Raw genomic sequence first — 14,218 nt, forward strand, 5'->3', positions numbered from 1 at the left:
GGTCAAGCCAGCTGCGAAAAGCCAGGCAAGCCGCTCCGGAAGGGTTCTAGTTTATGGCTCAGAGATTTCAGTCTCTATCATTTAAAGTCATTGCGACTTTCATTCTGCTCACGGCGCTTGCCGTCAGCACCATCAGCGTGCTCGGCTATTTCGCCAGCAGCCGCATTTCCGACGAGCAGGCGCTGAAGGCGAAGGAGAGCGTGCTCATCTTCCGCGGCGACATGCTGCAGGATCAGCTGGAGCAGCTCGAAAACCAGGCGAATTCGATTGCGCGCATCGAAGCGCTGCAGATGTCGATCACCAGCCTGAAGAGCGGCTGGAAGACCATCGAGAAGTCCTCGGGCGATGCCCGCGCGGAACTGAAGAAGGTCTTCATCACCAACAATCCCAACCCGGCTGACCAGCGCGAAAAGCTGATGAAGCCCGAGGGGCCGAGCGGCTTCTACTACTCGAACCATGAGAAGACGCAGGGCGAAGTCGCCCGCGACCTCGAGAACACGGCCTTCAGCGACCTGTTGATCGCCGACATGGATGGCTCCGTCCTCTATTCCTACAAGAAGGACGACAACTTCGCCGAAAACCTGAAAGCCGATGCCTGGAAGGCGACCGGAGCCGGTCTGGCCTATGCGAAGGCCGTCGAGAACACGGCGAAGGCGACCGACGATTCCGCACCGACAGGCTTCTCGGGCCTGCGCGTCGATGCGGGCAAGTCGGGGATCTTCTATGCCGTTCCGATCGTCAAGCTGGGCCTCGCGAAGGGTATCATCCTCTTCAAGGTTCGCGATGACATCGTCACCGGCATCCTGTCGAAGGGCATCGTCTCCGGCAGCACGGCGCAGGCGGCGATCATTTCCAGCGATGGTTCGGCTGTCGGTCTTGCAGACGGCAAGCTGGCGACGCTCGATACTGCGTCCTTCACTTTCATTCCGGATGCGCTCGCCAACAATCAGGGCATGACGGTCGATGACTTCGACCGCGCTGATGGCTCGGCCCGCGCCTATGTTCGCGGGATCGATTATCACGGCGACCGCTTTCTGGTGGTCGAGAGCGTCCGTCTCAGCGAGCTCAATGCCGGCTCGATCGAGATCGCCACGCTGCTGACGATGATCGGCCTCGGTGCGCTCGTCGTCATGGCGATCGCCACCGGCCTGATCACCAAGTTCCTGTTCTCGCCGCTCGCCCGCCTTGCCGGCAACACCCGCGATGTGGCCGACGGCAAGCTCGATACCGAGATCGGCAGCCAGAACCGCCATGACGAAATCGGCACGATGGCCAAGGCTCTTGCCCGTTTCAAGCAGTCGCTGCTCGAAAGCCGTGAACTCGAAGCCGCAAGTGCCGAGACCCGCACCCGCGCAGAGCGCGATCGCCAGGAAAATATGGCGCTGCGCGAAGCCGAGGCGAAGAGCCTGCAGGATGTCGTCCAGGCGCTGGACGAGGGCCTGCATCATCTGGCCAGCGGCAATCTCGCCTATCAGATCGAGACGCGCTTCCCCACCGAGCTCGAGGGCCTGCGTGTCAATTTCAACGAGGCGCTTGCGACGCTGAGCGAAACGATGACGGCGATCGGCGGAAACTCGATGGCGGTTCGTTCGGGCTCGGAAGAAATGCGCAACGGCGCCGACGATCTGGCCGGCCGCACCGAACGCCAGGCTGCCTCGATCACCGAGACCGCCAATGCGATCGATGCGATCACGCAGTCGGTCCGTATCCAGATCGAGCGCGCCGAGCAGGCCGAGCGGATCGCCCGTGACGCCAAGAAGGAAACGGCCGGCTCGAGCGATATCATGCGCGAGACCATCGCGGCGATGGAAGCGATCCAGTCGTCCTCGCGCCAGATCAACTCGATCATCTCGGTTATCGATGAAATCGCCTTTCAGACTAACCTGCTGGCGCTGAATGCCGGTGTCGAGGCAGCGCGTGCCGGTGAATCCGGCAAGGGCTTTGCCGTCGTCGCCATGGAAGTCCGCGAACTGGCACAACGCTCCTCGAGCGCCGCCAAGGAGATCGCCAGCCTGCTACAGAAGTCGACACATGAGGTCGAAAGCGGCGTGTCGCTGGTTGAGCGGGCAGGGGTTGCGCTGACTGGTATCGGCAGCCGCGTCGAGGCGATCAACGGCCAGATCCATGAGATCATGGAATCGACCCGTGAAGAGGCCGACACGCTGCGCCAGATCAACAGCGCGGTTTCCGAACTGGATTCGATGACGCAGCAGAATGCGGCAATGGTCGAGGAAAGTACGGCGGCGATCCATCGTCTCGCCAGCGAGGCGCTGGAGATGGACCGCCAGCTCGGCAACTTCACGCTGCCGCAGGGCCATCACCACCAAAGCGCTGAAGTGCATGTGCTCCGGCACCGCCGCGCTTCCTGACGCGCCGTCAAAGTGTCAGGCGACTCCAGCCATCAGTTGAATCTGGAGTCGCTTGAAACCGCGGCCTCATCAGAGGCTCAGGTCCAGACCGAGCTTCCTGCTCAGAAGGAAAGCGGCGAGCCCTACGCCGAGTACCGCCAGCGCGAAGACTGCAGCCATCATGCCGCCCGATCGCAGTAGCGCTCGCCTGTCGCTTTTCTCCGCACGGTCATAATGCCACTTGATGGCGAAGAACATCGCTATTCCCAAGGCAAGAACCTTGAATGTAACGAAGACGACAGGGACCCAATCCATCTCAAACACTCTCGTATGCATAAGCTGCGCTCCTTATGATCCCATCGCGGGCAAGCGCCTACTTCCGATTATGCAACGCAGATATGTAATAGTAGGCGGTGGTTATTTAGCCCGTACTACTGGCTCAGGAATGACCGCCTAGGGCCTGCGATGACAACGACATGCGGAATGCCGGAATTTGGTTTCCACATCTGCGTTGATGGCAGGCGGCCGATCGGCCCTTTTCTTTGCCGCAGGGTTTGGATGCCGCGCCGTTACCACCTACATAGCCGGTAGCCCCATTATACCGACGGCAGGTTTTCATGATTCCCTTTTCGATCCTCGATCTTTCGCCCGTTCCCGAAGGCACGACTGTCAGCCAATCTCTCGCGGGTTCCGCGCGGATGGCGCAGAAGGCGGAAGAATATGGCTACAAGCGCTTCTGGCTTGCCGAGCATCACGGCATGCCGGGGATTGCCAGTGCCGCGACTGCCGTCGTCATCGGTCATGTCGGTGCGGCGACGAAGCGGATCCGCATCGGATCGGGCGGCATCATGCTGCCGAACCATTCGCCGCTTGTTATCGCCGAACAGTTCGGCACACTCGCCGCACTCTTCCCCGGCCGCGTCGATCTCGGTCTCGGCCGCGCGCCGGGAACGGATATGCGCACCGCCCAGGCGCTGCGCCGCAACCTCGATGCCGGCGCCCAGAGCTTCCCTCATGATGTCGTCGAGCTGCAGCAGCTGCTCGGAGAGCCGGTCGAGAACCAGGCGATCCTCGCGGTGCCCGGCAACCGGACGCATGTGCCGATCTGGCTGCTTGGCTCCAGCCTCTACAGCGCCCAGCTCGCCGCCATGCTCGGTCTTCCCTATGCCTTCGCTTCACATTTCGCGCCGGATTCGCTGCTCGATGCGATCGATATCTATCGCAGCAAGTTCCAGCCATCCGCCGTCCTCGACCAGCCCTATGTGATGGCCGGCGTGATGGGTTCGGTGGCGCCGACAGATGAGGAGGCCGAATATCATTTCACTTCGGCGCAGCAGCAGTTCGTCAATCTCCGGCGCAATGTGCGCGGCCAGTTTCCGAAGCCTGTGAAGGATATGGAGAGCTTCTGGTCTCCGATGGAAAAGCTCAATGTCGAGCATACGCTGCGCTATGCCGTCGTCGGCTCGCCGCAGACGGCTGAAGCCAAGCTCAAGGAATTTCTGAAAGAGACGGAGGCCGACGAGCTGATCATCTCCATGCCGATCCACGATATCGAGGCGCGGCTGAAGTCGGTCGAGCTGTTCGCGGGGCTCGGCAGCTTTGTGAGCGCCGCCGCCTAATCGGCGATTGTCTCGCCGGGATAGACACCCCAGAGGGCCGATTGCTCGACGAAGCCGGTGAGGTTCTCGTGTGGCAGGCCGATGCTGCACCAGGCTCCGTCGCAGCTTCTGACATGGACGAGGACGCGGGCCATCAACGCCGCCGAGATAGCCGCACTTTCCCGGGCTCCGGTGTGAAGTGCGGCAGGCTGTTTCAGCCAGGGGCCGATCACCGCGGTCCGGCGCGAGGAGAGCAGGGCGCGATGCATCCAGCCGCTGATGCCATCGCTATCGCGCACCTGACGCCAATTGTCGTATTCGGCGGTGATCTCCAGCGGCAGGCCTGATTTCACGTAAATCCACTTGGTCCCGTAATCCAGCGACGGGCCGATGCGCATGCGCGCGTTGGCCGATTTGAGCGAGACGAAACGGGGAACCGGCAGACCGGTTTCCCGGCCTTTTGGCGCGCTTGTCTCAACCGGGATTGCCGATGCCTGGCTGGCCAGGCAGGCGGCAAACAGGCCGCAGAGGGCAAGCAGCCCCATCGTGCGGCGCAGAAGAGAAAACGGGCGCATGTCAGCTACAGCTGGTCACCTGTTTCAAGGCGGCCGTGATGCCATCGAGCGAATAGGTGTAGCTGGTATCCGTCCCCCGGCTGGAGGTCGCCTCGATCACCATCTCGCTGCCGCCGCGCATGGCGCGGATCATTTCCGGTTCACGCTCCTCATGCTGCATCCAGGCGGCGTTCTCGCGGGTGAACATCCAGAATGTCTGGTCGCCAATGCGCACCTTCACGCGCGATCCCTGCTTCAACTCGTAGCCCATCCGTGCCTGCGGCTCGTATTTCGCCGAGGCGCCGGGGCCGACCATGAAGAAATTCTTGCCGTGATCAACACTGGTCGGCGTCTGGCCGGTCGGCACGGTCAGCAGATAGCAGACCGTCTGGCCACCGGCCTTGTAGGAATAGACGCCCCAATCGTTGAAGCGCTTGACCATCGTGGGCTGCGCTTGTGCGGAGAAGGCGCAAAGCAGCGAAATGGAGAGAGTGAGAGCAAGTTTCTTCATGGCATTTTCCCCGCCGATGGTGTGAGAGACGCTGGCCTGAGACAGACCGGCTGGAGGCAGGGACATTGAAGGGTTGCAGCGTTACCGCTTTCTTAAAATCAGGCTGCGGCTCACGGAGCTGTGAACCGCTTTGATCCAGATCCTCGCGGAGGTCAGAAGAAGGCAGCCATCGGCACCGGGACGATGCGCTTCAGGACTGCATCGACAGACAGCGATCCGGCGCCCGAGATCGCCAGCACAAACATGCCACCGGCGATCGCAAAGTCCTTCTCGAAATGCAGCAGTTCGTTCTGGCTGGTGAAATCGGTGTGGAAGAGCAGGGCCGTCATCAGGCAGAAGATGCCGAGCGCAACAGCACCCAGCCGTGTGGCCATGCCTGCCGCGACCGAGAAGCCGGCCGCAAGCTGCAGCAGGATGACGCCGATAGCGACCGGTAGTTCGAGACCGAGCCTTTCGAAGGCCGCTGCCGTGGCGTTGAAGTTCAGCGCCAGCGTTGCGCCTTCATGCAGGAAGATGGCCGAGAGCAGCAGACGTCCGGCGAGAAGTGCTGCATTGCTGCCGGCGGATCGGATAGCGGAATGTTCCATGATCATCTCCAATGGGGGTGAGCAGGGCGAGCGGCATCTGCCGCCCGCCCGGGGCAATCACCGTCAGTTGCCGCCCCGTGCGGCGATCGCCTCTTGTAGGTCTTCCAGCTCCTCGCAGCCTGCGGGGCACAGCTGCTTCAGCGAAGCGAGCTGCTCGTTCGCCTTGTCGGGCTTGCCGGTCTGCAGATAGAGCTCGCCAAGATACTCATGTGCCGCCTTGTGATCGGGCTGCAATTCGAGAGCCTTGGTGTAGTAGGTCAGCGACGTGTCGTAGTCGCCGGTCATGCGCAGCGTGTAGCCGAGCAGGTTGTAGACATCGGCCTGCTGGTTATCCTCGGCGAGGCCGCGCAACTCCTCGAGTGCGCCCTGATAGTCCTTGGCGGCGATCTTGGCGCGGACGGAAGTGAGGTCCGGACCGTCGCCGGTTTCCATGTTATCGACGGCAAAGGCCGGCATCGCCGTCAGTGCCGAGATGGCCGAGCCGCCTGCCGACAGCGCGCAGAAGCTGATGACGCCGAGAACGGCGTAGCGGGTGAATGATCTTTTCATGACGATAGTCTCCTCAGGCGTCAGGCCTGGCTGGTAGGTGTGAAGGCATAGGCGTTTCCGTCCTTGACGAAGCTGCCGGAGCCGGGGAAGGGGAAATGCGAGCCGCAGATGGCGATCTTGTCCGATATGACGCGATCGATCAGCTTGCGGCGGCTGGTGATGGCAAGAGGTCCGTCTTGATCGTAGCTGCCTTGCCATTCCGGGTGCGGCGCCAGCAGCGCCGGGACGTACATGATGTCGGCCGAAACCAGCAGCTGGCTGTTTCCGGAGTTGACCAGATAGGTCGAATGACCAGGCGTATGGCCCGGTGCCGAAATCAGCTCGATGCCGGGAGCCACCTGCGCACCGTCCTCCACCAGCTTCCAGTTCTTCCATTTCGGGAAGACTTCGGCGATGCGCTTTCCGGCAGGCTTGCGTCCCTCCGCGAGTTTCGAGAGGCGGCCGGGATCGGTCCACCAGTTGTATTCGGCCGAATGAACGATAAGTTCGGCATTCGGGAAGACAGGCGCATTGGTGCCTTTTTCCATCAAGCCCCAGACGTGGTCAGGGTGGAAATGCGAGATCATGACCGTGTCGATCTTGCGGTAGTCGATGCCGGCGGCTGCCATGTTGCCGGGAAGGTTGGTGGCATTGGCCTGCCACTGGCCGACGCCGGAGCCGGCATCCATCATGATCAGCCGTCCGCCGACCTTCAGGACGACCACCGTCAGCGGGATCGGCATGAAATCGGTCGGCAGATGCGCCTTGGCGAGCGCATCCTTGGTCTCGTCGACCGTGGCGTTCTTGATGAAGGCGGGATCGTGCGGCTTGCGCCAGATGCCGTCGTAAATGGCAGTCACTTCGATATCGCCGACATTGTAGCGGTAGAAGCCGGTTGCCGGTTCGTCCGGCGATGCGGCGAAGGCCGGGGGCACGAATTCGAGCTTCGATGCGAGGCCGAATGCGGCTGCCGCGGCGGCCGAACCAAGCAGTGTACGGCGTGACATTTCAAACATTGGGATGCCTCCTCTGGCTTGTCCTTTGTCTCAGCGGAGACGGGATGGGTTCGACGCCGCCGCTGAAGAACTAGACCGGAGAGGCCTGCTGCTTATTCCGAGCCTGCCGTAATTTTCCATGCAAGTCATTGAGAATTAACGGCTAATTTTTCACCCCGGCAAAGCGGTCAAAAAAATCTCAGTCGGCAGGGAATAAAACCGGGTGCTTGGCGATCTAGGCAATAAAGGGTCGCATTGTGCTGAGGGCGGCCCGAGGACTAGAGTCGGCTGCGCTGCAGCCGCAGAGGGTGTGATGACCGAAGCCTGTCTTGCTTTCCCCACATCGTTCGACGATCAGCTGGCCATGGCTCTGCTGCGCTGGCGCCGCCGTTCGCGATCGTTTTCTCAGCTCGCAAGCTGTTTTCTCGCCGAGGCAGCGTCGGTCCTCGTCGGCTATATGGAAATGGCACAGGCGAGGGGCGGACGGCAGGCCGCTGCCGCCTCCGCGCAGCCCGATCACACATTGCGTTTCCAGCAGAACATCCTTCCGCACATGGATGCAGCCTATAACTTCGCGCGCTTTCTCAGCCGCGACCAGGATGCGGCGCAGGATATCGTCCAGGACGCCTTTTTGCGCGCCTATCGCAGTTTCGAGACCTATCGCGGCGGCGATTCACGGGCCTGGATTTTTGCCATCGTCCGGAACTGCCATCTCGCTTGGCAGCAGCAGGGACGGCGGAAGGCACGTTTCGAAACGCCGCTGGATGCCGATGCCGGAAGCGACAGCCCGGCCCATGAGATCGCATCGGATGACGATACGGCGGAGACAGCGATGATCCGCGAAAGCGAGACGTCGCGCGTGCGCCATGTCATCGGCCTGCTTCCGGAGGCGATGCGGGAAATTCTGGTGCTGCGCGAACTCGAGGAGCTTTCCTACAAACAGATCGCCGAGGTCATCGATGTGCCTATAGGTACCGTGATGTCGCGCATCGCCCGGGCGCGGCGCGAATTTGGCGAGGCCTGGGATGCGTTCGAGAATGGCGGGGTGCGGGCATGAGCGAGGCGCCGAAGCAGGGCTGCGACCAGTGGGGGCCGGTGGTGCATGCCTTCATCGACGGCGAGCTGGATCTGGTGCGCGCGGCCGAGCTGGAAAGTCATCTGGCGGGGTGCCCGGATTGCCGGGCGGAGATCGAAAGGGTGCGCGGGGTGCGGCAACGGATCGGACAGGACGGCGTGCGCTTCAAGCTTCCGGACGAGGTCCGGTCGCAGGTTCTCGCCGCGCTGTCGCGCGAGCAGGCCATCTCCTCATCCGCTCTTCAGCCGCGCCAGAAGCCTGCTTCGCGGTGGGACCGTTTCTTTCGTTTCATTCGCGACTGGAGCTTCGTGCCGTCACTGGCGGCGCTGGCGGCGAGCGCAATGCTGTTCGTCAACGCGCCGGTGCCGGATCTCGGCATCGAGGACCAGCTGCTGGCGAGCCATGTCCATTCGATGCTCGCCGATCACCTCGTCGATGTGCAGACCTCGAACCAGCATACGGTAAAGCCCTGGTTCAACGGCCGCATCGATTTCTCACCGCCGGTCAACGATCTCGCCAAGGATGGTTTCCCGCTGGTCGGCGGCCGGGTCGATTATATCGGCGGTCGGGTGGTGGCAGCGCTCGTCTACCGGCGCAACGGCCATGTCATCAACCTGTTCATATGGCCGCAGGCCAGGGGCGGGCAGGCGACACGGGAACATGACGGCTACAACATGACGGACTGGTCGTCCGACGGGCTGGTCTTCTGGGCCGTTTCCGATGTCGCCGCCAGCGATCTGGCCGCCTTCCGTAGCAGCTTCATCCGCGCAGCCGGCGGCTGACACGACAAAAAAGGCGGGCAAAAGCCCGCCTTTGAAATGTCTTCGGCCAAGAGGCGATCAGGCCGAAAGCTTGGCCAGCACTTCTTCGGAGACTTCGAAGTTCGAATAGACGTTCTGGACGTCGTCATCATCTTCGAGGTTGTCGATCATCTTCAGCAGCGACTGAGCCTTTTCCTCGTCTACCGGCACGTTGTTCTGCGCGCGCCAGACCGCCTTGACGGTTTCGGCTTCGCCGAGTGTCGCTTCGAGCGCCTTGGCGACTTCGCCGAGCGATTCAAAAGCGCAGGTGATGTAGTGGCCTTCTTCGTCGGTCTCGACATCGTCGGCACCGGCTTCGATCGCGGCTTCCATCATCTTGTCGGCATCGCCTGCTGCGAGCTTGTAGGTGATTTCGCCGACGTGATCGAAAGAGAAGGAAACCGAGCCGGTTTCGCCCAGTGCACCGCCGGCCTTGGTGAAGATCGAGCGGACATTCGAGGCGGTACGGTTGCGGTTGTCGGTCAGCGCCTCGACGATGACGGCGGTGCCGCCCGGGCCGTAGCCCTCGTAGCGGATCTGCTCGTAGTTCTCGCCGTCGCTGCCAGCTGCCTTCTTGATGGCGCGGTCGATATTGTCCTTCGGCATGGACTGGGCCTTGGCGTTCTGGATTGCCAGGCGCAAGCTGGCGTTCATCGACGGGTCGGGCAGACCGGCCTTGGCGGCGACAGTGATTTCGCGCGCGAGCTTGGAGAACATTTTCGACCGCACGGCGTCCTGACGGCCCTTGCGATGCATGATGTTTTTAAACTGTGAATGGCCAGCCATGGCACCCCTGTTCACGTCTCTTGTTCGGAATGGGCCGCCTTATAAGAGCGAAACGGGCCGCATTCAAGCGGAAAGCAGCTTTTCGGCAGGCGTTTGGCTTGCGGTGACCAACGGGAACAAAGCCACCGGACCTGACGTTGTGACCCTGAAACAGCGAAGGGAAAGGAATAGCCATGGCAAGCTTCAGCGAAGCCCGCGAACATCCGGCACAGCAGCTCTGGGATCAGGTGAATGGCATTCATGCCGGCATGCTCGGTGTCGATGGTGCCGACATGCATATGCAGCCCATGGCGCCGCATGCCGATCCCAAGACCAACACCATCTGGTTCTACACGAAAGCCGACGCGGATATCGTCCGTGCCGTTAAACCGGGAACGCGCGCGCATTTCTGCGTGGTCGGCAAGGATCACGACTATCACGCCTGCCTGGCAGGCAAGATCGAACTGAAAGCCGATCCGTCGAAGATCGAAGAGTACTGGAATTCTGTCGTTGCTGCCTGGTACGAGAACGGCAAGAAGGACCCGAAGCTGACGATGCTCGCCATGCATGTCGACGATGCCGAAATCTGGGTCTCGACCGGCAGTAAGCTGAAATTCGGCTGGGAGATCGCCAAGGCCAATCTCGACGATGACAAGATGCCGGATGTGGGGATAAAGCGGCATTTGCAGTTTGCTTGAACAGATTTCCGTTTTACCGCGAGGCCCCCTCATCCGCCCTTCGGGCACCTTCTCCCCGAGGGGAGAAGGGATGCTGGAGCCGCGGCGTTCACTTCCCCTCTCCACTCGGGGGTCCGAAGGACGGGCCGAGACCGTTGGCTCGGCCCCGGTGGGTAGGGTGAGCGGGCTCCGGGCTTTGCGAGTCCCTACTGCACGTCCCTCATCACATAAATCTGCGGCTTCCTTGGCAGCGTCCGCAGCGACACCGTCAACGTGTTGTTCTGCGCCATCTGAATATCGAATTCCTTGCCGATCATCGACAGGAACCGCTCGACCGGCGGCCCACGGCGGTGCATCGGCAGGACGATCGACGCGCGCAGGCGCTTGATCACCCGGCTCATGCTGTCCGGTCCCATCGTCAGCCCGCCATCGACGGGCACCATCACCACGTCGAGACGGCCGATCTCGGTGTAATGCGCATCCGTCAGCTCGTAATGCAGGTGGCCGAGGTGACCGATACAGAGGCCGGCGATCTCGAAGATGAAGATCGAGTTGCCATCCTGCTGCGATCCGCCGAGGCCGTAGCTGAAGCGGATGTCGGTCGTGACGTTGCGGATATAGGCGTCGCCGACGACGAGATCGACCTTGGCTTTTTCGCCGGGGATGTCGCTCCAGCCGTGCAGCACGTGCTTGATCGCCGGATCCGGAGTGAGTGTGTAATGCGTCTGGTGCGCCTTGTTCATGGTCACGACGTCAGGCGTCACCGAGGGCTGGTAGATGCCGTTGTAATCGGTGGCGATGACGATGCCGCCGGGTGTGTCGATCTCGAAGGTGGAGTGGCCGAGAAAGGTGAAGGTGACGTCCTCGCCTTCCGATACCGCGGGGATGACTGGCGCGGTGGTCGAGAAGCTGGCGAACTGCGCCTTCGGGATACCTTGGGCGATTGCCTGGCACTGGCTGACGTTCTTGCGCTGCTCCTGGGCGCTCGCGGCCTGCGGCAGGGCGAGGGAAGCAACGCATGCGATAGCGAGGACAAGCAATTGCGGCTTCATGCCACCCCTCCGGCGCTTTCACGAAGCCGGGAGGATGCGGCAAGGCGCCGCAGGGGTCCAGATGCGGGGTGCTCACAAATGCGTGTTGGGGTGGGTGGTCTCGGGTCTTATGTAGGCGGGTGCCGGCCCCCCTCTGCCCTGCCGGGCATCTCCCCCACAGGTGGGGAGATCACAAGTGGCAGGCTCCCCGCTTTTAAATGAAGGCTGCGGCTCGTAGAACGATGTTGGCGGGGCGAGCGGGTGCGCCCAGCCAATCTCCCCACCTGTGGGGGAGATGCCCGGCAGGGCAGAGGGGGGCGGGTACCCGCTGACCTCACAAAACTACCGCCAGAACTCCGGAATCGTCTCCGCCAGTCTCGGCCCCAGCCGCAGCGGCGCAATCTTCTCCGCCAAACCCGTCGCGTCCGAAATCTCCACACCAACCCCGCAGATCGTCGCAGGCCCGGTCGCCGCCTCCATCCGCCCCTTCGGCATCTTGGAGATGAACCGGTTGAGTGGCTCCTCCTTGTCCATGCCGAGCGAGCTATCATAGTCGCCGCACATTCCGGCATCCGACATATAGGCGGTGCCGCCGTTCAGGATCTGGTGGTCGGCGGTCGGCACATGCGTGTGGGTGCCGACGACGAAGCTGGCGCGGCCGTCGACGAAATGGCCGAAGCACTGCTTCTCGCTGGTCGCCTCGGCGTGGAAGTCGAAGATGATGGCGTCGGCCTGTTCCTTCAGCGGGCAGGCGGAAAGGATCGCCTCGGCCGACTTGAAGGGGTCGTCCAGCTCGGGATGCATGAAGACGCGGCCCATGATGTTGGCGACGAGCACGCGCGCGCCGTTGCGGGCATAGAAGAGACCGGAGCCGCGGCCGGGCGTGCCCTGCGGATAATTGGCCGGGCGCAAGAACTGGTCGTGGCGGCCGGCGAAAGCGACGGCGTCTTTCTGGTCCCAGACGTGATTGCCTGTCGTCACGACATCGGCGCCGGCATTGATCGTCTCGAGGAAGATGTCTTCGGTGATGCCGAAGCCGCCGGCGGCGTTTTCGCCGTTGACGATCACGAAGTCGAGTTTCAGGTCGGAGACCAGTCCGGGTAGGCGATCCCAAACCGCAGTGCGTCCCGTCTTGCCGACCATGTCACCCAGAAAAAGCAGTCGCATTCACTATCCAATCCACGAGGCAAAAAAGCGAAGGCCGCTTTCTGTCAGGATGGCATCCAGGCTTATGTCATGCGGCTCGTCGGGCACATGTGCCACTTCCTGGCAGTCGAATGCAATGCCGATGAGCTTCGGTTTGCGGCCTTTTTGCCGCAAAAGGCTAATGGCACGGTCATAATAGCCGGCGCCGTAACCGATCCGGTGGCCACGGGCGTCGAAGGCCGAGAGCGGCACCAGCATGATGTCGGGATCGAGAACCGGCGCATCCGGCCCTGGGCCCGATGTGCCGAAGCCGGTCGGGATCAATGGCGCGCCGCGCACCAGCTCGCGAAACACGATCGTCTGCTTGTCGAGAATGGCGGGCACGCAAAGGCGGGCGCCGCGGGTCTGAAACCTTGCCATCAGTGGCCGCAGATCAGCCTCCGAGCGGATCGGCAGGAAGCCTGAAATGACGGCGCCGGGATCGAAGGCGACGGCGTCGCCTGCGTGGTCGGCCATGGCAAGGGCCATGTCGATGCGCGCTTCTGGGGCGATCGCATCGCGAAGGGCGAGCCGTTCGGTTCGCAGATCCGCCTTGAGTTGCTTGAAATCGGTCAGCATGCCGCAAACCATAAACCGCTGACGGGCCAATGCAATGCGTGAAAGCGGCGTTCGCTTTGCCGATCGGCTAGATGACGATGCTCGACGGAATGCCCGACGAACCGGTTGGAAGCGGCATGGCCTGCGTGTAGTTGCCGCCGGTCTTACCGTTTCTCACTTCATCCATCGCCTTTTCGAGAATCTGACGGACCTCGCGCAGAAGCGACTGCAGCTTTTCCAGCGATACGCGGTCTTCGCTCGACACGCCTGATGCCTGCTGCTCGCCATCGGCGGCCGTGTCCTGGTAGGCCTTGCGTGCCTGCGCGGTATCGACAGGCTCGGTTTCTCCGGCGGCCGGATCGGCGGGTGTTTCGCCCGAGGCGGAATCTGCGGAAGCAGAACCGGCCGTTGTTCCGGCGGTGCCCGCTTCGGCGGAAGCAGCTGCAACAGCACCTGGCGTGGCGCTCGCGCCAGCGATGGAAGAGGCAAATTGCACGGCGGCCGAGGCAATCTTCTGTGACAGCTGTGCGGCGAGCCGCGCGGTGGCTTCGGGCGAGAGCCCGCCGCTCTTCAGCATCTCCACCTGCTGCTGCAGTTCGGCAAGTTTGCGCGCGGCGCGTTCCTTGGCGATATTGGAAGACGATTTCTTGTCCTGCTGCAGGGCGGCGAGGGCCTGATCGGCGCGCTCGGCCAGCCGCACCCGCGGGTCGCTGCTCGGTGTTGCGGAGGCCGCAATCGACTGTTGTGGTGTGCTGCGCAGTATGTTCAGCGCATTCGACTGTGCGACCTGCATCATATCCCCCGATATCATCAGGAATGGTTTCTGCAACTTCAGGCTTGCGCGGGCCCTGGCAGCAAACGCCGGGCGAGCGTCTTTTGTGTCTCGCAGTGATGCAGCGCGGCAGGGTGACGGATGCAGCCCTCTCTGCAATCCTCGCCGCATTGCCTCAGGCTTGCTCATCCACTATCGGGGGGACGCAGAACGATGACGACTTGGCAGGCATGC

General features: G+C 62.2%; 16 protein-coding genes. 5 read left to right on the plus strand and 11 right to left on the minus strand.

Annotated features, from left to right (window positions below):
• The first annotated feature begins 53 nt into the window (after positions 1 to 53).
• Positions 54 to 2,369 (plus strand): methyl-accepting chemotaxis protein, encoded by a 2,316-nt coding sequence (locus tag AB4Z25_RS26930; protein WP_112538709.1) that lies wholly within the window; start codon positions 54 to 56, stop codon positions 2,367 to 2,369.
• 69 nt (positions 2,370 to 2,438) lie between these two features.
• On the opposite strand, the gene AB4Z25_RS26935 is transcribed toward AB4Z25_RS26930, so the two are convergent.
• Positions 2,439 to 2,684, minus strand: a complete 246-nt coding sequence (locus AB4Z25_RS26935; protein WP_112518021.1) for a hypothetical protein — start codon at positions 2,682 to 2,684, stop codon at positions 2,439 to 2,441.
• A gap of 281 nt (positions 2,685 to 2,965) precedes the next feature.
• Here AB4Z25_RS26935 and AB4Z25_RS26940 point away from each other — a divergent pair, with 281 nt between their 5' ends.
• Positions 2,966 to 3,967, plus strand: coding sequence for an LLM class flavin-dependent oxidoreductase (locus tag AB4Z25_RS26940; RefSeq protein WP_112538710.1), 1,002 nt, complete (start codon positions 2,966 to 2,968; stop codon positions 3,965 to 3,967).
• Here the strand turns inward: AB4Z25_RS26940 and AB4Z25_RS26945 are convergent.
• From AB4Z25_RS26945 to AB4Z25_RS26965, 5 genes are all read right to left on the minus strand, one after another.
• Positions 3,964 to 4,521, minus strand: coding sequence for an SH3 domain-containing protein (locus tag AB4Z25_RS26945; protein ID WP_112538711.1), 558 nt, complete (start codon positions 4,519 to 4,521; stop codon positions 3,964 to 3,966). The genes AB4Z25_RS26940 and AB4Z25_RS26945 overlap by 4 nt on opposite strands.
• Before the next feature lies 1 nt (position 4,522).
• Positions 4,523 to 5,011, minus strand: coding sequence for an invasion associated locus B family protein (locus AB4Z25_RS26950; protein ID WP_112538712.1), 489 nt, complete (start codon positions 5,009 to 5,011; stop codon positions 4,523 to 4,525).
• Positions 5,012 to 5,163: 152 nt separating this feature from the next.
• On the minus strand, positions 5,164 to 5,598 hold the full coding sequence (locus tag AB4Z25_RS26955; protein ID WP_442210139.1) for a DoxX family protein: 435 nt from the start codon (positions 5,596 to 5,598) through the stop codon (positions 5,164 to 5,166).
• Positions 5,599 to 5,661: 63 nt separating this feature from the next.
• Complete coding sequence (locus AB4Z25_RS26960) at positions 5,662 to 6,147, minus strand: tetratricopeptide repeat protein (protein ID WP_112538713.1); 486 nt, start codon at positions 6,145 to 6,147, stop codon at positions 5,662 to 5,664.
• Between the two features lie 20 nt (positions 6,148 to 6,167).
• The gene (locus tag AB4Z25_RS26965; protein ID WP_112385441.1) at positions 6,168 to 7,142 is read right to left on the minus strand and encodes an MBL fold metallo-hydrolase; all 975 of its coding nucleotides are present in this window, start codon (positions 7,140 to 7,142) and stop codon (positions 6,168 to 6,170) included.
• Between the two features lie 292 nt (positions 7,143 to 7,434).
• Between AB4Z25_RS26965 and AB4Z25_RS26970 the strand changes: the two genes are divergently transcribed.
• Positions 7,435 to 8,178, plus strand: a complete 744-nt coding sequence (locus AB4Z25_RS26970) for a sigma-70 family RNA polymerase sigma factor (RefSeq protein ID WP_442210143.1) — start codon at positions 7,435 to 7,437, stop codon at positions 8,176 to 8,178.
• Complete coding sequence (locus AB4Z25_RS26975; RefSeq protein WP_112538714.1) at positions 8,175 to 8,978, plus strand: anti-sigma factor family protein; 804 nt, start codon at positions 8,175 to 8,177, stop codon at positions 8,976 to 8,978. Before AB4Z25_RS26970 ends, AB4Z25_RS26975 begins: the two co-directional genes overlap by 4 nt.
• Positions 8,979 to 9,035: 57 nt before the next feature.
• Here AB4Z25_RS26975 and AB4Z25_RS26980 read toward each other — a convergent pair whose 3' ends face one another.
• Positions 9,036 to 9,782 (minus strand): YebC/PmpR family DNA-binding transcriptional regulator, encoded by a 747-nt coding sequence (locus AB4Z25_RS26980; protein ID WP_112538715.1) that lies wholly within the window; start codon positions 9,780 to 9,782, stop codon positions 9,036 to 9,038.
• 173 nt (positions 9,783 to 9,955) lie between these two features.
• On the opposite strand from AB4Z25_RS26980, the gene AB4Z25_RS26985 reads away from it, so the two are divergent.
• A complete protein-coding gene (locus AB4Z25_RS26985; protein ID WP_112538716.1) occupies positions 9,956 to 10,459 on the plus strand; it encodes a pyridoxamine 5'-phosphate oxidase family protein in 504 nt (167 codons plus the stop codon).
• 185 nt (positions 10,460 to 10,644) lie between these two features.
• Here the strand turns inward: AB4Z25_RS26985 and AB4Z25_RS26990 are convergent, their stop codons facing one another.
• From AB4Z25_RS26990 to AB4Z25_RS27005, 4 genes are all read right to left on the minus strand, one after another.
• On the minus strand, positions 10,645 to 11,490 hold the full coding sequence (locus tag AB4Z25_RS26990) for an MBL fold metallo-hydrolase (protein WP_112538717.1): 846 nt from the start codon (positions 11,488 to 11,490) through the stop codon (positions 10,645 to 10,647).
• A 321-nt stretch (positions 11,491 to 11,811) separates the two neighbouring features.
• Entirely contained in the window at positions 11,812 to 12,636 is an 825-nt protein-coding gene (locus AB4Z25_RS26995) for a TIGR00282 family metallophosphoesterase (protein WP_112541087.1), read from the minus strand.
• A 3-nt stretch (positions 12,637 to 12,639) separates the two neighbouring features.
• Positions 12,640 to 13,233, minus strand: a complete 594-nt coding sequence (locus AB4Z25_RS27000; RefSeq protein ID WP_112541114.1) for a 5-formyltetrahydrofolate cyclo-ligase — start codon at positions 13,231 to 13,233, stop codon at positions 12,640 to 12,642.
• 67 nt (positions 13,234 to 13,300) lie between these two features.
• Entirely contained in the window at positions 13,301 to 14,008 is a 708-nt protein-coding gene (locus tag AB4Z25_RS27005) for a hypothetical protein (protein WP_442210148.1), read from the minus strand.
• Positions 14,009 to 14,218: the final 210 nt, after the last annotated feature.

This window comes from Rhizobium sp. RAF36, from assembly GCF_052114105.1.
Lineage (GTDB): Bacteria > Pseudomonadota > Alphaproteobacteria > Rhizobiales > Rhizobiaceae > Rhizobium.